Here is a 20,230-nt window from a genome sequence, read left to right on the forward strand (position 1 = left end):
CATGACAATGATTTTACAAATATTGCTCTATGTAATACAAATTTATTCCTGGGCGCTTATTATCTATATCCTACTATCTTGGGTTCCGGGAGCAAGAGAGTCGACGTTTGGTGATTTCCTTGCCCGTATTTGTGAGCCATATTTAGAACCATTCCGGAGGTTTATCCCACCGATTGGAGTAATTGATATTTCTCCAATCGTAGCAATCATTGTACTACGCTTAGCTAGTTCAGGATTGATCCGTGTATTTGAATTTTTTGTGAGGTAAGAGGATGTATACATGAGCATCTATGAACATTTTAGACCTGAAGAAACGGTTTTCGTTGATAAAGTGTTAGAATGGAAGCAAGCGGCAGAAGAATATCATCAAGTGAAACTGACTGATTTTCTTGACCCGCGTGAACAACAGATTGTTTCTATGATTGTTGGACATCAAGGAGATGCTATGTTTCAACTTTATGGAGCTACTCCTAATGCAGAAAGAAAACGAGCGTTAATTTATCCAAATTATCTTATGCCGAATGAAGAAGAGTTTCAAGTAGAAGTATTAGAAATTGACTATCCTTCTAAATTTTACACGCTGGAACATCGTCAAATATTGGGGGCATTTATGTCTCTTGGATTAAAGAGACATAAATGCGGAGATATTTGGCTCCAAGAAAATCGTGCCCAAATTGTAGTTGCAAAAGAAGTTGTTTCGTATATAAAAATGAATTTACAATCAATTGGAAGAACAAAAGTGTCTTTAGCACCTGTGTTATCTGAAAACGTATTACATATACAAGAACAGTGGGACGAGAAATCGGGAACTGTTTCGTCGCTTCGATTAGATGTACTAATAGCAGAAATGTTTCATATATCTCGTCAGAAAACACAGCCGTTTATCAAAAATGGTCTTGTGAAAGTGAATTGGAAAGTAGTTGAGCAATCTGCTTATGACTGCTTTCCGGGAGATGTATTTTCTGTTAGAGGTTATGGCAGGAGTAAATTACTCACTGTTGATGGAAAAACAAAACGCGATAAATGGAGAATTTTGTATGGAATCTTAAAATGATTTCTTTTTTTAGAAGGAAAATCTCCCATTTTGTCGAAGAAAAGATATAATTAAAAAGGAAATTTTAGATAACCTACTTGGAGGTGGCGTTTGTGCCGTTAACACCGTTAGATATTCATAATAAAGAATTTAGTCGTGGCTTTCGCGGCTACGATGAGGATCAAGTAAATGAATTTCTTGATCAAGTCATCAAAGATTATGAATTAGTGATTCGTGAAAAAAAGGCGTTAGAAGAAAAAGTCGCACAACTAGAAGGGAAATTAGAACATTTCTCTAATATTGAAGATACATTAAATAAATCTATTGTTGTAGCGCAAGAAGCAGCAGAAGAAGTTAAGCGTAATGCACAAAAAGAAGCGAAGTTAATTGTTCGTGAAGCAGAGAAAAATGCGGACCGTATTATTAACGAAGCGTTAGTAAAATCAAGAAAAGTGGCATTTGATATTGAAGAATTGAAAAAGCAAGCGAAAGTGTTCCGTACACGTTTCCGTATGCTAATAGAAGCACAGCTTGAAATGCTAAACAATGATGATTGGGACAAGCTAATCGAGTTAGAAGAAGAAGTAGATGAGCTTCTTAAGAAAGAAGAAACAGTGTAAGCTTGACGTTTTTCTTATTATTACATATAATTCTATACAACATAAATTTTTAGAAAAACGAAGATAGGGATAAGTACTTTTTTCATACCTTATATAGCGAACTGAGGACGGTGGAAGCTCAGGATAAGGAGAGAATGGGAATATCACCCTGGAGTTCCTCGCTGAACAACAAAGTAAGCAGAGGCGTGTATTCGCGTTAAGAATATAAAGAGGATTGCTATATGTAGTAGTCTACTAGGGTGGTACCGCGGGAGACCTTCTCGTCCCTTTTTTGGGATGAGAAGGTCTCTTTTTTATTCCGTTTATTTAGAAAAAATGTCTTTTTTTGTATATTTAAGGAGGAATTAAGCATGGATTACAAAGATACATTATTAATGCCAAAAACTGAATTTCCAATGCGTGGAAATTTACCGAAACGTGAGCCTGTAATGCAAGAAAAATGGGCGGAAATGAATATTTATGAAAAAGTACAAGAACGTACAAAGGGACGTCCGCTATTCGTACTACATGATGGACCTCCATATGCGAATGGTGACATTCATATGGGACACGCGTTAAATAAAGTGTTAAAAGATTTTATTGTACGCTATAAATCAATGAATGGTTTTTCAGCACCATATGTACCAGGTTGGGATACGCATGGATTACCAATCGAGCAAGCTTTAACAAATAAAGGCGTTAAGCGTAAAGAAATGACAGTTGCTGAGTTCCGTAAACTTTGTGAAGAATACGCATACGAGCAAGTAAGCCGTCAGCGTGAACAATTTAAACGTTTAGGTGTACGAGGTGATTGGGATAACCCATACATTACATTAAAGCCAGCGTACGAAGCACAACAAATTAAAGTATTTGGTGAAATGGCGAAAAAGGGCTACATTTATAAAGGTCAAAAACCTGTTTACTGGTCTCCGACAAGTGAATCTGCATTAGCAGAAGCGGAAATTGAATATAAAGATAAAAAATCTGCATCTATTTACGTAGCATTCCCTGTAAAAGATGGAAAAAATGTTTTAGAAGGTGACGAGAAGTTCATTATTTGGACAACAACACCTTGGACATTGCCAGCTAACTTAGGTATTTCTGTTCATCCAGAACTTGAATACAGCATCGTAAAAGTAGATGATGCAAAATATATCATTGCTTCTGAGCTACTCGAAACAGTTTCAAAAACATTAGAGTGGGAAAACACAGAAGTTGTTAAAACAGTAAAAGGTAGCGAGCTTGAGTATACAGTGGCTAAGCATCCATTCTATGACCGTGATTCTTTAGTTATGCTTGGTGAACATGTTACAACAGATGCTGGTACAGGTTGTGTACATACAGCACCAGGGCACGGGGAAGATGACTTCCTTGTTGGGAAACAATATGGCTTAGAAGTTCTTTGCCCAGTTGATGATAAAGGTGTACTAACAAGTGAAGCACCTGGATTTGAAGGACTATTTTATGATAAGGCAAATAAACCAATTACAGAAAAATTAGAAGAGGTTGGTGCGTTATTAAAATTAACATTTATTACGCATTCTTATCCGCATGACTGGAGAACGAAACAACCAATTATTTTCCGTGCAACTGCACAGTGGTTTGCATCTATTGAAGCATTCCGCAAGGAGTTATTACAAGCTGTTGAAGAAACGAAATGGGTACCAGCATGGGGTGAAACACGTCTTCATAATATGGTTCGTGACCGTGGTGACTGGTGTATTTCTCGTCAACGTGCGTGGGGTGTACCAATTCCTGTCTTCTATGCAGAGAATGGCGATCCAATTATTACAGATGAAACAATCAATCACGTAGCAGATCTATTCCGTGAGAACGGTTCTAACGTATGGTTTGAACGTGAAGCGAAAGATTTATTACCAGAAGGATTTACACATCCATCTAGTCCAAATGGTGAGTTCCGTAAAGAAACAGACATTATGGACGTATGGTTTGATTCAGGTTCTTCTCATCAAGCTGTCCTAGAAGAGCGCGAGGACTTACAACGTCCAGCTGATTTGTACTTAGAGGGATCTGATCAATATCGTGGCTGGTTTAACTCTTCGTTATCAACAGCAGTTGCAGTAACAGGTAAAGCACCATATAAAGGTGTTTTAAGTCATGGGTTCGTACTAGACGGTGAAGGTCGTAAAATGAGTAAATCTATCGGGAATATTGTTGTACCGAAGAAAATCATGGATCAATTAGGTGGAGATATTTTACGTCTGTGGGTATCTTCTGTTGATTATCAATCTGATGTACGTATTTCAGATGATATTTTAAAACAAGTAGCAGAAGTATATCGTAAAATCCGTAATACATTCCGTTTCTTATTAGGAAACTTAGCTGACTTTAATCCAAGTCAAGATGCAGTAGCAAAAGCTGAACTTCGTGAAGTAGACCGCTACATGTTAGTGAAATTAAATGACTTAATTACAAAAGTAAAAGAGGCTTATGAAACGTATGAATTTGCTGCTGTATATCATGCAATTCATAACTTCTGTACAATTGATTTAAGTTCATTCTATTTAGATTTTGCAAAAGATATTTTATATATCGAAGCAGAAAATAATCACGATCGCCGTGCAATTCAAACGGTATTGTATGATGTTCTTGTTGCGTTAACAAAACTTGTAACGCCAATTTTACCTCATACAGCGGATGAAGTATGGCCATATGTTCCTGGTGTAGTAGAAGAAAGCGTTCAGTTAACTGATATGCCGGAAGCTGTAGAAGTAGAAGGTGCTGAAGAGTTAAAAGTAAAATGGGATGCATTTATGACACTTCGCGATGATGTATTAAAAGCGTTAGAAGTGGCGCGTAATGAGAAAGTAATTGGTAAATCGTTAAATGCGAGCATTACCCTATTCCCAACTGCAGAAATGAAACAAATGTTAGAGTCTATTAGTGAAGATTTAAAACAGTTGTTTATTGTTTCTGAGTATAAACTTGGTGGAACGATGGAAGAAGCGCCAGTTGATGCACCGAAATATGAACATACAGCTGTCGTTGTAGCACAAGCAACTGGTGAAACGTGCGAACGTTGCTGGGTTGTGTCTGAAACAGTAGGAAGTAATGCAGAACATCCAACATTATGTGAACGCTGCGGAGAAGTTGTAAAAGAACATTATGTAAAATAAAGAAATGAGGAAAATCGACTGCCTTATATGCAGTCGATTTTTTCTTCCTTGGAAGGAAAAATGTGTGTGCGGTAATCGTGTGCTTTTCGGATAAACTAACGGTACATTCCAGCCGGGAGGGACACACTTGTGACTGACACATACATGGAGATTCAAGAAGAGCTACAATTGATGCAACGAGAACTACAGGAGCGATTAGCAAAAGAAGAGATGTATGCGTATGATGTAGAATTTGGACAGGAATTTCTAGGTATAGCTAATACTGATGGGAAAAATAAATTATTATTGCATGATATGAGAGAAGATTTAAAAGATGTGGAGCGAGCACTTTGGAAAATGGAAATAGGCATGTATGGAATTTGTGAAGAAACAGGGCAAAGAATGACGCTTAGACAATTAAAAGGTATGCCAACAGCACGTACAGTTCATGAATGTTTTTATGAGAAAGTAAAAACAATTTAAAGACAACAATATTATATTACCTAATTCATTTTATTTTATGCTTCCTTACGATGCTTCATTGTGAAAACATAGCAGCTATGCTAAAATTTTGAGGTACACTGTCATTGTGGGGGAAACGAAAATGATATATTATTTGATAGCATTATTTGTAATTGCCATTGATCAAGTATCAAAATGGATTATCGTGAAGGAAATGAATCTAGGTGAGAGTATTCCGATTATTGATAATGTGCTGTATATAACGTCTCACCGTAACCGTGGCGCTGCATGGGGCATTTTAGAAAATAGAATGTGGTTCTTCTATGTTATCACCGTCATCTTTGTTATTTTTATTATATTTTATATGAAAAAATATGCAAAGACAGACAAGCTTCTCGGTATTTCGCTTGGACTTATTCTAGGCGGAGCAATTGGTAATTTTATTGATCGTGTATTCCGACAAGAAGTTGTTGATTTTATTCATACGTATATTTTCTCATACAACTTCCCGGTATTTAACGTTGCAGATTCGGCATTATGTGTTGGTGTTACGTTAATTATTATTCAAACATTACTAGAAGGAAAGAAAACAAAGGAGTAAATAATGAGCGAAGTAGTACAAGTAACAGTTACAGAAGAGCAAAAAAATGAACGGATTGATAAATTTGTTGCAGGGGTGAATAATGAATGGTCTCGTTCACAAGTGCAACAATGGATTAAAGATGGTGTTGTAACCGTAAACGGAAAGGACATCAAAGGGAACTATAAAGTAAAAACAAATGATGAAATTATAGTTACCATTCCAGAACCAGAATCATTAGATATTCTTCCAGAAGATATGAATTTAGATATTTATTATGAGGATAGTGACGTACTTGTCGTAAACAAACCGCGTGGCATGGTTGTACACCCTGCGCCAGGGCATACGAGTAGTACGCTAGTAAACGGTTTAATGTATCACTGTAAAGATTTATCGGGTATTAATGGTGTAATGCGCCCAGGAATTGTGCACCGCATTGATAAAGATACGTCTGGATTATTGATGGTGGCAAAAAATGATATGGCACATGAAGCACTTGTAAATCAGCTTGTGGCAAAAACAGTAACAAGACGCTATCAAGCGATTGTTCATGGTGTTATTCCGCATGATAAAGGAACGGTTGATGCGCCAATTGGACGTGATAAACAAGACCGTCAAAGTATGACTGTTGAGGAAAGTGGAAAACATGCTGTAACTCATTTCCGTGTATTAGAACGTTTTAATAATTTCACTCATGTGGAATGTCAACTGGAAACAGGTCGTACGCATCAAATTCGTGTACATATGAAATATATTGGGTACCCACTTGCAGGTGACCCGAAATATGGTCCAAAGAAAACATTTGATATAAATGGTCAAGCATTACATGCAGGTATTTTAGGTTTCGTTCACCCGCGCACAGGTGAATATTTAGAATTTGAAGCACCAATTCCACAAATTTTTGCAGATCTTTTGGATGAATTGCGAAAATAATATTGACAATCGTTATAAAAACTGCAATAATAACAGCAGTTGAATAAGTCCTTTAACACAGCCCCGTGAGGTTGAGAAGGTAACGGTTTGAAATACGTAGGGTACGTATACCCTTTTTCAAAAAATCCTCTCGCACACGACGAGAGGATTTTTTTTTACCATTCCTCTCATGCAAGAAAAAAGCCTGGAGGTGAAGAACGTGAATGAAAAAGCAGTGGTCCTAGATGATCAAATGATTCGCCGCGCTTTAACACGCATTAGTCACGAAATTGTAGAACGTAATAAGGGTGTTGAAAATTGTGTTCTAGTTGGGATTAAAACGCGTGGTATTTTTATCGCACAGCGCTTAGCAGAACGAATTAGTCAAATTGAAGGAAAAGAAATGGCAGTTGGTGAATTAGACATTACATTATATCGTGATGATTTGACGCTGCAATCTAAAGATAAAGAACCGCTTGTAAAAGGTTCAGATATTCCTGTTGACATTACAAATAAAAAAGTTATCCTCGTTGATGACGTATTATATACAGGAAGAACAGTGAGAGCTGCCATGGATGCATTAATGGATATCGGTAGACCATCACAAATTCAGCTAGCTGTTCTTGTAGATAGAGGTCATCGTGAATTACCGATTCGCGCGGATTATGTAGGAAAAAATATTCCAACATCAAGCGAAGAACGTATTGAAGTAGACCTTCAAGAAACAGATGAACAAGATCGAGTAAGCATATACGAAAAATAAAGCCCTTTTAAATGTAGTCCTGTGAGGCTGCCAAAGGGTCTTGGCTTTCATATGTCTAATTTGACATATGAAAGTATAGGACTCTTTGTGCATAGGGCACAAAGAGTTTTTTTATTGCAAGCTTTCAACATTGGAGGAGGATATAATAATGGAACAAAAGCCAGTGTTAGACATTCATGAAGTACCGAAACCAGGAAAATGGTTATTGCTAAGTATACAACATTTATTTGCTATGTTCGGAGCAACGGTGCTTGTTCCATTTTTAACTGGACTAAGCCCAGCAGTTGCTTTAATTTCGAGCGGAATAGGAACGTTAGCATTCCTGTTAATCACGAAAGGGCAAGTTCCAGCTTACCTTGGGTCATCATTTGCATTTATTACGCCGATTATTACAGTAAAAACAGCAGGCGGCCCAGGAGCAGCAATGCTGGGTGGAATGCTAGCAGGACTTGTTTACATGTTGATTGCACTTGCGATTAAAAAATCTGGATCTAATTGGATTATGAAACTTTTACCACCAATCGTCGTAGGTCCAGTCGTTATGGTAATTGGGCTTTCACTTGCGAATGTAGCAGTAGGCATGGCAATGAATAACGCAGATGGAAAGTATAGTTTTACACACTTTTCAGTTGCACTCGTAACATTAGCAATTACAATTATTTGCACAATCTTTGGAAGAGGATTCTTGAGCATCATACCAATTTTAATAGGAATCATAGGCGGTTACATCTTTGCTTACTTCCAAGGATTAGTCGATTTGAAACCAGTAATAGAAGCGAAATGGTTTGCTGTACCGGATTTAGTAGTACCGTTCGTCACATATACACCAGAATTTTCGTGGGAAATAGCATTAGTAATGGTACCTGTTGCAATCGTTACAGTTTCAGAACATATTGGACATCAAATTGTACTTGGAAATGTTGTGAATAAAGACTTAATTAAAAAGCCAGGCTTACACCGCTCTATTATGGGAGATGGAGTTGCAACATTCATTGCTTCACTCATTGGAGGACCGCCAAATACGACATACGGTGAAAATATAGGGGTGCTTGCAATTACAAGAGCATACAGTGTATATTTATTCGTTGGATCAGCAATATTTGCAATCATGTTCGGATTTATTGGTAAAATTTCAGCTCTTATTCATTCCATCCCAACACCAGTTATGGGCGGAGTTTCAATCTTACTATTCGGTGTTATCGCATCAAGCGGTTTACGCATGATGGTAGATGAGAAAACAGATTTAGGTGATAAACGAAACTTAGTAATAGCATCAGTCATACTTGTAATTGGCATCGGCGGTGCTGTGCTTCATATCGGTCAATCATTCCAAGTAGAAGGTATGGCTCTTGCAGCAATTGTAGGGGTAATCTTAAACTTAGTACTACCTGAACTGAAACAAAAACAACAAAAACAACAAAAACAACAAAAACAATCAAAGCAAATTGCTTCATAAAGACAACCTTTTAATTCAGTCCTGTGAGACGGAAAAGGGTGTGTAGTTTGTTACACCCTAGTCTCACACGGCTAGGGTATTTTTATGCAGTTATTGTTATATAAATACAGAAATGTTATGATAAAAATCAGAAAGATGAGGGATGACAATGAACCATTTGTTAACGATGAGTGAATTATCGGAGCAGGAGATTTCAGAAATCCTAAAAGATGCAGAAGATTTTGCGAGCGGAAAGGGAATAAAAACGACAGAGCAAACGTTTGTTGCAAACTTATTCTTTGAAAACAGTACGAGAACACGTTTTAGCTTTGAAGTAGCAGAGAAGCGATTAGGGCTCGATGTTCTGAACTTTTCGGCAGAGTCTTCTAGCGTACAAAAAGGAGAAACACTATACGATACGATAAGAACACTCGAATCAATTGGAACAAAAGCAGTGGTCATCCGCCATCAACAAGATCGCTACTTCGATGAGCTAAAGGATCAAGTAAACATCCCAATCTTGAATGCTGGTGATGGATGTGGAAATCATCCAACGCAATGTCTTCTGGATCTTCTAACAATTAAACAAGAGTTTGGAAGATTTGAAGGATTAAAGATTGCGATTGTTGGAGATATTCGCCATAGCCGAGTAGCACGTTCTAACGCTGAAGCTTTAGCAAAACTAGGAGCAACAATTTACTTTGCTAGCCCTGAAGAGTGGAAAGATGAAACGAACACATTTGGAACATACAGAAGTTTAGATGAACTTGTTCCAGAAGTTGATGTGATGATGTTACTTCGTGTGCAGCATGAGCGTCATGATCATTATGAAACAGATATCATGAAAGAATATCATGAGCAGCACGGATTAACAATTGAACGAGAAAAGCGTATGAAACAAGGAAGCATTATTATGCATCCAGCTCCTGTAAACCGCGATGTAGAAATTGCAAGTGAACTCGTCGAGTGTGAGCGTTCACGCATATTCAAACAGATGGAAAACGGAGTTTACGTAAGAATGGCTGTACTAAAACGCGCATTACCAAATGTATTAGGAGGAATGAAACATGAACTATTTGTTTAAAAATGGACGTTATTTGAATGAAGAAGGAAAAATCGTAGCAACAGATCTTCTCGTACAAGACGGTAAAATTGCGAAAGTAGCAGAAAATATTACGACAGATAATGCTGAAGTAATCGATGTAAACGGAAAATTAATTGCACCTGGATTAGTAGATGTACACGTTCATCTTCGTGAGCCAGGTGGTGAACATAAAGAAACAATTGAAACAGGTACACTTGCAGCAGCAAAAGGTGGATTTACAACAATTTGCGCAATGCCAAATACACGTCCAGTACCAGACAGCAGAGAACATATGGAAGACTTGCAAAAACGAATTAAAGAAAAAGCACATGTAAATGTATTGCCATATGGAGCGATTACAGTACGCCAAGCAGGTTCTGAAATGACAGACTTTGAAACATTAAAAGAACTTGGAGCATTCGCATTTACTGATGATGGCGTAGGCGTACAGGATGCAAGCATGATGCTAGCAGCGATGAAGCGTGCAGCAAAATTAAATATGGCGGTTGTTGCACACTGCGAAGAAAATACGCTAATCAATAAAGGGTGTGTACATGAAGGGAAGTTTTCTAAGAAACATGGCTTAAACGGTATCCCATCAGTATGTGAATCTGTGCATATTGCCCGGGACATATTACTTGCAGAAGCAGCAGGATGCCACTATCACGTATGTCACGTAAGTACTAAAGGATCTGTACGAGTGATTCGTGATGCAAAACGTGCTGGAATTAAAGTAACAGCAGAGGTAACGCCGCATCACTTAGTATTATGTGAAGATAATATCCCATCGGTTGATCCAAACTTTAAAATGAATCCACCGCTTCGCGGAAAAGAAGATCAAGAGGCTTTAATTGAAGGATTATTAGATGGAACAATCGATATCATCGCAACAGATCATGCACCACATACAGCAGAAGAAAAAGCACAAGGTATCGAAAGAGCTCCATTTGGAATTACTGGTTTTGAAACAGCATTCCCACTACTATATACAAACCTTGTGAAAAAGGGGATTATCACATTAGAACAGTTAATTCAATTCTTAACAGAAAAACCAGCTGATACATTTGATTTAGAAGCAGGCCGACTGCAAGAAGGAAGAGCTGCTGATATTACAATTATCGATTTAGAACAAGAAGAAGAGATTGACCCAACAACATTCTTATCAAAAGGAAAAAATACGCCATTTGCAGGCTGGAAGTGTCAAGGATGGCCGGTTATGACATTAGTTGGCGGTAAGATCGCATGGCAAAAGGAGAGTGCATTAGTATGAAAAGACAGCTTATCTTAGAAGATGGAACAATTTTAATTGGAGAAGGTTTCGGAGGAGAAATCGAAAAGTCAGGTGAGGTTGTATTTACAACTGGAATGACTGGGTATCAAGAAACATTATCTGATCCATCATACTGCGGTCAAATTGTAACATTTACGTACCCATTAATCGGAAACTACGGCATTAACCGTGATGATTTCGAATCAATTCATCCATCTGTAAATGGTTTAATCGTAAACGAAATTTGTGATCACCCATCTAACTTCCGTAATGAAATTTCGTTAGATGATTATTTAAAAGAAAGAAACATTCCAGGATTAGCAGGAATTGATACAAGAAAATTAACACGAAAAATTCGTCAATATGGAACATTACGCGGACGTCTTTGCAACATGGATGCGGATGTAGAGTACATCGTTAGCCAATTAAAAGCGACAGTCTTTACAGATCATGTGAAACACGTATCAACAAAAGATCCATATCCAAGTCCAGGCCGTGGCCATCGCGTTGTACTTGTAGACTTCGGTATGAAGCATGGTATTTTACGAGAACTAAATAAACGTGACTGTGATGTAATTGTTGTACCTTACAATACAACGGCTGAAGAGATTTTACGCCTTAGCCCAGATGGAATTATGTTAAGTAATGGACCTGGGGATCCAAAAGATGTACCAGAAGCAATTGAAATGCTAAAAGACATTATCGGAAAAGTACCATTATTCGGGATTTGCCTTGGACATCAATTGTTCGCTCTAGCATCTGGCGCAAATACAAGCAAGTTAAAATTCGGTCACCGTGGTTTAAATCATCCAGTAAAGAATCTTGCAACTGGAAAAGTAGCTATTACTTCTCAAAACCATGGTTACGCAGTAGAAGAAGAATCAGTTAAAAGTACAGATCTTGAAATTACACATGTAGCTTTAAATGATGGAACAGTAGAAGGTCTTCGTCATACGAAGTTCCCAGCATTTACAGTACAATATCATCCAGAAGCTTCAGCAGGGCCAGAAGATGCAAATGATTTATTCGAAGATTTCTTAACAATGATTGAAAACTTCAAGAAAGAAGGGGAAGAGTTATGCCAAAACGCCTAGACATTAACACAATTTTAGTAATCGGATCAGGACCAATTGTAATTGGGCAAGCAGCGGAGTTTGATTACTCTGGTACACAAGCTTGTCAATCTCTTAAAGAGGAAGGTTACAAAGTAATCCTTGTTAACTCTAACCCAGCAACAATTATGACGGATACTGCAACAGCAGATAAAGTATACATTGAGCCATTAACATTAGAATTCGTAAGCCGTATTATTCGTAAAGAACGTCCAGATGCAATCTTACCAACTTTAGGTGGCCAAACAGGTTTAAATATGGCGGTTGAACTTGCAAAATCAGGCGTACTTGAAGAGTGCGGAGTTGAAATTTTAGGAACAAAATTATCAGCAATCGAGCAAGCGGAAGATCGTGATTTATTCCGTACATTAATGCAAGATTTAAATGAACCAACACCACCAAGTGAAATTATTCATAACCTTGATGAAGCATATGAGTTTGTAAAAGAAATCGGTTATCCAGTAATCGTTCGTCCAGCATTCACATTAGGAGGAACGGGCGGCGGTATTTGCCATAACGAAGAAGAGTTAATTGAAATCGTAACAAGTGGTTTAAAACATAGCCCAGTAACACAATGTTTATTAGAAAAGAGTATTGCTGGTTGTAAGGAAATTGAATATGAAGTAATGCGTGATTCAAATGATAACGCAATCGTAGTATGTAACATGGAAAATATCGATCCAGTTGGGGTTCATACAGGTGATTCTATCGTTATAGCGCCAAGCCAAACATTAAGTGACCGTGAATATCAAATGTTACGTAACACTTCATTAAGAATTATTCGTGCGTTAGGAATTGAAGGTGGATGTAACGTTCAGCTTGCACTTGATCCACATAGCTTCCAATACTATGTAATCGAAGTAAACCCACGTGTAAGTCGTTCATCTGCACTAGCATCTAAAGCAACTGGATATCCAATTGCGAAGTTAGCAGCGAAAATTGCAGTCGGCTTAACATTAGATGAAATTGTAAACCCAGTAACACAAAAAACATACGCTTGCTTCGAGCCGGCATTAGACTATGTTGTTTCAAAAATTCCACGCTGGCCATTTGATAAGTTTGAATCAGCAAACAGAACGCTTGGTACGCAGATGAAAGCAACAGGTGAAGTTATGTCAATCGGACGTAACTTAGAGGAATCATTATTAAAAGCGGTTCGTTCTCTAGAGCTTGGTATTTATCACTTAGAGTTAGACCACTTAAAAGAACTTGATAAAGAAACGATGAAAAAACGCATTATTAAAGCGGATGATGAGCGCCTGTTCGTTGTAGCAGAAGCAATCCGTCAAGGTGTAACAAAAGAAGAAATCAACGCATGGTGTGAAATGGACTTCTTCTTCTTACAAAAAGTTGAAAACATCGTAAACATGGAACGCGAAGTAAAAGCGAATGTAGGAAATATGGAAGTATTACAATCTGCGAAAAAAATGGGCTTCAGTGATCACTACATTGCAGCTGCTTGGAATAAAACAGAGCGTGAAATTTACGATATGCGTAAAGAAAATAATATGACACCAGTATTTAAAATGGTAGATACTTGTGCGGCAGAGTTCGAATCTGCAACACCATACTACTACAGCACATACGGTGACGAGAACGAATCAATTGTGACAGATCGCAAGAGTGTAGTCGTACTAGGATCTGGTCCAATCCGTATTGGTCAAGGGGTTGAGTTTGACTATGCAACAGTTCACTCTGTATGGGCAATTAAAGAAGCTGGATATGAAGCAATTATTATTAACAATAACCCAGAAACAGTTTCAACAGACTTCAGTATTTCTGACAAATTATACTTTGAACCATTAACAATTGAAGATGTAATGCATATCATCGATTTAGAGAAGCCAGAAGGTGTTATCGTTCAGTTCGGTGGCCAAACGGCAATTAACTTAGCTGCTAAATTAGAAGAACACGGTGTGAAAATTTTAGGAACATCGCTTGAAGATTTAGACCGTGCAGAAGATCGTGATAAATTTGAAGCAGCATTAACGCAGCTTGGTATCCCGCAACCAGTTGGTAAAACAGCAACGACTGTAGAACAAGCGGTAGCAATCGCTGAAGAAATTGGTTACCCAGTATTAGTAAGACCATCTTACGTACTTGGCGGACGTGCAATGGAAATTGTATATCGTCAAGAAGAACTACTGCACTACATGAAAAATGCAGTAAAAGTTCATGCAGATCATCCAGTATTAATTGACCGTTACATGGTTGGTAAAGAAATTGAAGTAGATGCAATTTCAGACGGTGAAAATGTATTCATTCCAGGTATTATGGAACATATTGAACGCGCTGGAGTGCACTCTGGTGACTCAATTGGAGTATACCCACCGCAAAGCTTATCTGCAAAATTGAAAGAACAAATTATCGAAAATACAATTGCACTTGGAAGAGGATTAAACATTGTTGGATTACTAAATATCCAGTTTGTAGTATTCAAAGACGAAGTGTATGTAATTGAAGTAAACCCACGTGCGAGTCGTACAGTACCATTCTTAAGTAAAATTACAGGTGTACCGATGGCGAATATCGCAACAAAAGTTATTTTAGGTCAAAATCTTGTAGAACAAGGATATGAAACTGGATATCGCCCAGAAGAGAATGAAGTGTATGTAAAAGCTCCAGTATTCTCATTTGCGAAACTACGTTCAGTTGATACAACATTAGGGCCTGAAATGAAATCAACAGGGGAAGTAATGGGTAAAGACTTAACGCTTGAAAAAGCACTATATAAAGGACTAGTTGCTTCAGGAATTAATATTCCAACGCACGGATCAGTAATCATTACTGTGGCGGATAAAGATAAAGAAGAAGCGATGGAAATTGCAAAACGCTTCCATGAAATTGGCTATAACTTATTAGCGACAGCAGGAACTGCGAAGTCATTAACAGACCAAGGTGTTCCAGTTCAAGTTGTAAACAAAATTGATTCTGAGGATTACAACTTACTTGATATCATTCGCCAAGGAAAAGCGCAGTTTGTTATCAATACATTAACAAAAGGAAAACAGCCAGCGCGTGATGGTTTCCGCATTCGCCGTGAGTCCGTAGAGAATGGTGTAGCGTGCTTAACATCACTTGATACAACAAGAGCGATTCTAAGAGTATTAGAATCCATGACATTCTCAGCTCACGCAATGAAAGAAATTGCGCCAAAGCAAGAGGTGGTACATGCATGATGCAAAAGCAAAATATGATCGTCGTTAATCAAACAGAAATCGCAAAAAACATTTACGAATTAGTGCTTCAAGGTGATCTTGTACAGCAAATGAATGAACCAGGGCAGTTTGTACACATTAAAGTAGCAGAAGGCATTGCGCCTCTGCTACGCCGCCCAATTAGTATTTGTAATATTGATCAAGAAAAGAACGAATTTACAATGCTATATCGTGCAGAGGGACAAGGAACAAAAACATTAGCAAAGAAAAAACAAGGTGAACTTGTAGACGTTTTAGGACCATTAGGTCATGGATTTCCTGTAGAAGAAGCGGAAGCAGGACAAACGGCTCTTTTAGTAGGGGGCGGAATCGGTGTACCTCCGCTGTATGAATTATCACAGCGTCTTACCGCACAAGGAGTTCGTGTGATCCACATCTTAGGTTTTCAGTCAAAAGATGTTGTTTTCTACGAAGAAAAATTTGCGGAACTTGGTGATACGTACGTTGCAACAGTAGATGGCACACATGGTACAAAAGGATTTGTAACAGATGTGATTGACGCATATGGAATTGACTTTGACATTCTTTATTCATGCGGACCTCTTGCGATGCTACGTGCATTAGAAGGTCGCTACAAGGAGAAAAAAGCCTACATTTCACTTGAAGAACGTATGGGATGTGGTATTGGAGCGTGTTTCGCATGTGTATGTCACTTACAAGAAGATCCAAGTGGGCATTCTTACAAGAAGGTGTGCAGCGACGGACCAGTATTTCCAATCGGGGAGGTTGTACTATGAACAGATTGCAAGTTGAATTACCGGGATTATCATTAAAAAATCCAATCATTCCAGCATCTGGTTGCTTCGGATTTGGTCGTGAGTATGCACAGTTTTATGATTTAAGTGTACTTGGATCAATCATGATTAAAGCAACAACAGAACAACCTCGTTATGGAAATCCAACACCTCGTGTGGCTGAGACGCCAGGCGGAATGCTAAATGCAATTGGACTTCAAAACCCTGGGCTAGAAAAGGTAATGACGTCTGAATTACCATGGTTAGAGCAATTCGATCTTCCGATAATTGCGAATGTCGCTGGCTCACAAGCTGAGGATTATGTAGCAGTTGCAAAGGAAATTTCGAAAGCTCCAAATGTTCATGCGCTAGAATTAAATATTTCTTGTCCAAACGTAAAAACGGGTGGTATTGCTTTTGGTACAGTCCCAGAGATTGCTGCTGATTTAACGAAGCGAGTAAAAGAGGTTTCTGAAGTACCGGTATATGTGAAATTGTCACCGAACGTGGCAAACATTGTGGAGATTGCAAAGGCAATCGAAAATGCAGGTGCGGACGGATTAACGATGATTAATACATTGCTTGGTATGCGTCTAGATTTAAAAACAGCAAAACCAATTTTAGCAAACCGTACAGGTGGACTATCAGGCCCAGCGATTAAGCCAGTGGCGATTCGTATGGTGCACGAGGTGAGTCAAGCTGTTAACATTCCAATTATCGGAATGGGTGGTATTGAATCAGCGGAAGATGTAATTGAGTTCTTCTACGCTGGTGCAAGTGCAGTAGCAGTTGGTACAGCAAACTTCATTGATCCGTTTGTATGTCCAACAATTATTGAAGAATTACCAGCACTTTTAGATGAATTAGGATTTGAACACATTTCGGAATGTCAAGGAAGGAGCTGGAAGTAAACATGTCACAGTCTTTAATTGTTGCGCTGGATTTTCCAGGTAAAGCAGAGGTAGAACAGTTTTTAAGTCACTTTGAAGGGGAACAATTATTTGTCAAAGTTGGTATGGAACTGTTTTACAAAGAGGGACCTGCTATTATTACGTACTTAAAAGAAAAAGGACATCAAATTTTTCTAGATTTAAAACTTCATGATATTCCGAACACAGTAAAAAGCGCAATGCGCAATTTAGCTAGTTTAGAAGTTGATATGGTAAACGTTCATGCTGCTGGGGGAAGCAGTATGATGAAAGCGGCGCTCGAGGGATTAGAGGAAGGTAAGAAAGAAGGAAAAGAGAGACCGATTTGTATTGCAGTTACACAACTAACAAGTACATCGGAAGAAGTAATGAAAAAAGAGATCGGCATTGAGAAAACGCTAGAAGAAGCTGTTGCTCATTATGCGAAATTAACGAAAGAAAGCGGTCTGGATGGCGTTGTTTGTTCAACGCTTGAAGTACCAAAATTACGTGAAGTATGCGGAGATGCTTTCGTAACAGTAACACCGGGGATTCGTCTTGCAAGTGATGATGTAAATGACCAAGTGCGCGTAGCAACGCCTAAACGTGCACGTGAACTAGGCTCTAGTTATATCGTAGTAGGACGTAGTATTACAAAAGCAGAAAATCCGCGCGTAGCGTATCAAATTGTAAAAGAACAGTGGGAGGGTGTAACAGTATGAAAAAAGAAATCGCATCTCATTTATTAGATATCGGAGCAGTATTTTTACAACCAAATGATCCATTTACATGGTCTTCTGGGATGAAATCACCAATTTATTGTGATAATCGTTTAACATTATCATACCCAGAAGTACGTCAAGCGATTGCAGCAGGATTAGAAAATTTAATTCAAACACACTTCCCAACTGTTGATGTTATTGCAGGAACAGCAACAGCAGGTATTGCACATGCTGCTTGGGTAAGCGATCGTATGAACTTACCAATGTGTTATGTACGCAGTAAAGCAAAAGGTCATGGTAAAGGGAATCAAATCGAAGGTAAAGCAGAAAAAGGTCAAAAAGTTGTTGTAGTAGAAGATTTAATTTCAACTGGAGGCAGTGCAATTACTTGTGTAGAGGCACTTCGCGAAGCGGGCTGTGAAGTATTAGGAATCGTATCGATCTTCACATATGAGCTTGAAGCAGGAAAAGAAAAATTAGCAGCAGCAAACGTTGCATCATACTCTTTAAGCGACTACAGTGCACTTACAGAAGTAGCAGCTGAAAAAGGTATAATCGGCGAAGCAGAAACGAAGAAATTACAAGAATGGCGTAAAAACCCAGCTGATGAGGCTTGGATTACAGCATAATATAATGAAAACACGACCGTGGGGGGGAAACTCGGTCGTGTTTTTTTATGCAATTATACGGTTATTGCTTTTTATCTACTTCCTTGTTTCCTTTTACAAATAATAGCGTCATATAAGAAACAAGAAACGAAAAAATACTATACATCCCTACCCAAAAGAAAAATGATCGATTAAACAATGTTACCGCTACAATAAGAAAAATCGCAAACGTAATAACAGGCATTATATAATACGTCTTTGTAATCCGTGTACCAATAACAGAAAAAATAAAGACAAGTAATGGACAAACAAATAATACGAATATAAATTCACTCATGCGTTGTCCTCTTTTCTAAAAATTTATTATTTTCCTGTTAAACGTTTTTCTGCACTCGTTTCTTTTCCACTTAATCGCTTTGTAAATGTATTTCGCCAGCTTTCTGATAAAGAATCAACTGCTAATATGCTTTGTATTCCGTCTATATTATGTTTATTGTGGTGCATCATTTCATTTGCGAAGGCGATTGTGATGTGATGTTCATTTTGTTTTGTTAATATAATTTCATCAGAAGGGGAAACAGTTCCTTCTTCTAGTACTCTTACGTAAAAACCAGTAAATCCTGTATTTTGTACGAGAAGTGGGAAGTCTTTTCTATGATAGCGGTAAGATAGCTTATAGCAAGGTTGTCTCGGCTGTGTTACTTGTACGAGTGCTCCTCCTATTTTATATATATCGCCAATACATACATCAGATTCTAATAATCCCGTTATTGTTAAATTTTCTCCAAATGCTCCGTATGGAAGTTTTTGTGCTAACTCTTTTTCCCAATATGGATAATGTTCAAATGCATATACACAAACAGCTTTATCTTTACCACCATGGTGTTTTAAATCAGCTTGACCGTCACCTTCAAAGTTGAGTGTTGCTAAATATAAAGGTTTGTTAATACTTTCTTTAAAGAGGCTGGTTTCAATTTCTTTTCCTTGAAACCGAAATTTTTGAGGTTTTCCGATGTTGAGGGAAATGATGTTTGGCATAAGTATCGCCCCTTTCTTTTTATATATGGTTTATATTACCATATACGTGATGGGATATTATAGAGGAAATATTGTTTATATTGTTGTAACGGTGAGTACAATTACAACAATATTGGAAATTTGGAAGGATTAACTATACAAACGGCTACAGGTGGAATAAGTGCCCATGGTATGAATGTATCACCGTTAATTTAAATTGCTGAGATTGATTTGAGAGCAGTTATTGTCGTAGTATCATGCCCGAGAGCTGTACTGAATAGATTAGTATTTGCTTATATGAACTAGTGGAAAAATAGGAAATGATTGAAGAAAAAAGGAGATTAAAACAGTATGTAGAATAAGCTTTGAAGTCATATCCTGTATTTTTGTCATGGTTAAGATGATGTTTCGTAAAGGATATGGATATTGTTAACAGAAAATTACAGGAATAAAAAATATTGATTTTTTGTTATATTTATTATAGGATAATGTATAAGTAAATAAGATAAGCGATGAATGGAATAAAGTAGTGTATGTTCTCCCTGTTAAAGAGAGCTGACGGTTGGTGTAAGTCAGTACAAAGAACAGCATGAATTACAATCCAGGAGCATCTTCTTCGAGCGAATTGTAAGGGGAAGACGGTGAAGAGCCGTTATA

Annotated in this window: 19 protein-coding genes and 1 other annotated feature; of the genes, 17 read left to right on the plus strand and 2 right to left on the minus strand. The window is 37.9% G+C overall.

From position 1 onward, the window contains the following. The first annotated feature begins 1 nt into the window (after position 1). The 17 genes from ACFQZ1_RS19810 (at position 2) to pyrE (ending at position 18,577) form a co-directional block, all read left to right on the plus strand. Positions 2-268, plus strand: coding sequence for a YggT family protein (locus ACFQZ1_RS19810; protein ID WP_336483181.1), 267 nt, complete (start codon positions 2-4; stop codon positions 266-268). Between the two features lie 12 nt (positions 269-280). Then, positions 281-1,054 carry a YlmH family RNA-binding protein gene (locus tag ACFQZ1_RS19815; RefSeq protein WP_377883898.1) on the plus strand — a complete coding sequence of 258 codons (774 nt, stop codon included), beginning with the start codon at positions 281-283 and terminating at the stop codon, positions 1,052-1,054. Positions 1,055-1,146: 92 nt separating this feature from the next. Further along, complete coding sequence (gene divIVA, locus ACFQZ1_RS19820) at positions 1,147-1,653, plus strand: septum site-determining protein DivIVA (RefSeq protein ID WP_098305536.1); 507 nt, start codon at positions 1,147-1,149, stop codon at positions 1,651-1,653. A gap of 51 nt (positions 1,654-1,704) precedes the next feature. Then, positions 1,705-1,924, plus strand: a binding site (T-box leader). Between the two features lie 79 nt (positions 1,925-2,003). Beyond that, positions 2,004-4,769, plus strand: a complete 2,766-nt coding sequence (ileS, locus tag ACFQZ1_RS19825; protein WP_377883899.1) for an isoleucine--tRNA ligase — start codon at positions 2,004-2,006, stop codon at positions 4,767-4,769. Positions 4,770-4,898: 129 nt separating this feature from the next. Continuing rightward, positions 4,899-5,231 (plus strand): TraR/DksA C4-type zinc finger protein, encoded by a 333-nt coding sequence (locus ACFQZ1_RS19830; protein ID WP_377883900.1) that lies wholly within the window; start codon positions 4,899-4,901, stop codon positions 5,229-5,231. 121 nt (positions 5,232-5,352) lie between these two features. Then, complete coding sequence (gene lspA / locus ACFQZ1_RS19835; RefSeq protein WP_377883901.1) at positions 5,353-5,811, plus strand: signal peptidase II; 459 nt, start codon at positions 5,353-5,355, stop codon at positions 5,809-5,811. Between the two features lie 3 nt (positions 5,812-5,814). Next, positions 5,815-6,723, plus strand: coding sequence for an RluA family pseudouridine synthase (locus tag ACFQZ1_RS19840; protein WP_377883902.1), 909 nt, complete (start codon positions 5,815-5,817; stop codon positions 6,721-6,723). 199 nt (positions 6,724-6,922) lie between these two features. Next, complete coding sequence (pyrR, locus tag ACFQZ1_RS19845; RefSeq protein ID WP_377883903.1) at positions 6,923-7,465, plus strand: bifunctional pyrimidine operon transcriptional regulator/uracil phosphoribosyltransferase; 543 nt, start codon at positions 6,923-6,925, stop codon at positions 7,463-7,465. Between the two features lie 148 nt (positions 7,466-7,613). Continuing rightward, positions 7,614-8,921: a uracil permease gene (gene uraA / locus ACFQZ1_RS19850; RefSeq protein ID WP_377883904.1), complete on the plus strand. Its 1,308-nt coding sequence runs from the start codon at positions 7,614-7,616 to the stop codon at positions 8,919-8,921. Between the two features lie 148 nt (positions 8,922-9,069). Next, entirely contained in the window at positions 9,070-9,984 is a 915-nt protein-coding gene (gene pyrB / locus ACFQZ1_RS19855; RefSeq protein ID WP_377883905.1) for an aspartate carbamoyltransferase, read from the plus strand. Next, positions 9,968-11,254 carry a dihydroorotase gene (pyrC, locus tag ACFQZ1_RS19860; protein WP_377883906.1) on the plus strand — a complete coding sequence of 429 codons (1,287 nt, stop codon included), beginning with the start codon at positions 9,968-9,970 and terminating at the stop codon, positions 11,252-11,254. Before pyrB ends, pyrC begins: the two co-directional genes overlap by 17 nt. Next, positions 11,251-12,348, plus strand: a complete 1,098-nt coding sequence (locus ACFQZ1_RS19865; protein ID WP_377883907.1) for a carbamoyl phosphate synthase small subunit — start codon at positions 11,251-11,253, stop codon at positions 12,346-12,348. The genes pyrC and ACFQZ1_RS19865 overlap by 4 nt, the downstream gene beginning before the upstream one ends. Beyond that, positions 12,333-15,545: a carbamoyl-phosphate synthase large subunit gene (gene carB / locus ACFQZ1_RS19870; RefSeq protein WP_377883908.1), complete on the plus strand. Its 3,213-nt coding sequence runs from the start codon at positions 12,333-12,335 to the stop codon at positions 15,543-15,545. The genes ACFQZ1_RS19865 and carB overlap by 16 nt, the downstream gene beginning before the upstream one ends. After that, complete coding sequence (gene pyrK / locus ACFQZ1_RS19875; protein ID WP_377883909.1) at positions 15,542-16,321, plus strand: dihydroorotate oxidase B electron transfer subunit; 780 nt, start codon at positions 15,542-15,544, stop codon at positions 16,319-16,321. The genes carB and pyrK overlap by 4 nt, the downstream gene beginning before the upstream one ends. Beyond that, on the plus strand, positions 16,318-17,229 hold the full coding sequence (pyrD, locus tag ACFQZ1_RS19880; protein ID WP_377883910.1) for a dihydroorotate oxidase B catalytic subunit: 912 nt from the start codon (positions 16,318-16,320) through the stop codon (positions 17,227-17,229). The genes pyrK and pyrD overlap by 4 nt, the downstream gene beginning before the upstream one ends. Positions 17,230-17,231: 2 nt before the next feature. Further along, entirely contained in the window at positions 17,232-17,948 is a 717-nt protein-coding gene (gene pyrF / locus ACFQZ1_RS19885) for an orotidine-5'-phosphate decarboxylase (RefSeq protein ID WP_377883911.1), read from the plus strand. Then, positions 17,945-18,577, plus strand: a complete 633-nt coding sequence (pyrE, locus tag ACFQZ1_RS19890; protein WP_377883912.1) for an orotate phosphoribosyltransferase — start codon at positions 17,945-17,947, stop codon at positions 18,575-18,577. The genes pyrF and pyrE overlap by 4 nt, the downstream gene beginning before the upstream one ends. A 61-nt stretch (positions 18,578-18,638) precedes the next feature. Here pyrE and ACFQZ1_RS19895 read toward each other — a convergent pair whose 3' ends face one another. Further along, complete coding sequence (locus ACFQZ1_RS19895; protein WP_377883913.1) at positions 18,639-18,893, minus strand: YbeF family protein; 255 nt, start codon at positions 18,891-18,893, stop codon at positions 18,639-18,641. Positions 18,894-18,919: 26 nt separating this feature from the next. Continuing rightward, on the minus strand, positions 18,920-19,594 hold the full coding sequence (locus tag ACFQZ1_RS19900; RefSeq protein WP_377883914.1) for an MOSC domain-containing protein: 675 nt from the start codon (positions 19,592-19,594) through the stop codon (positions 18,920-18,922). Positions 19,595-20,230: the final 636 nt, after the last annotated feature.

The sequence above is a fragment of the Bacillus sp. CGMCC 1.60114 genome (assembly GCF_042676365.1).
GTDB lineage: Bacteria > Bacillota > Bacilli > Bacillales > Bacillaceae_G > Bacillus_A > Bacillus_A rhizoplanae_A.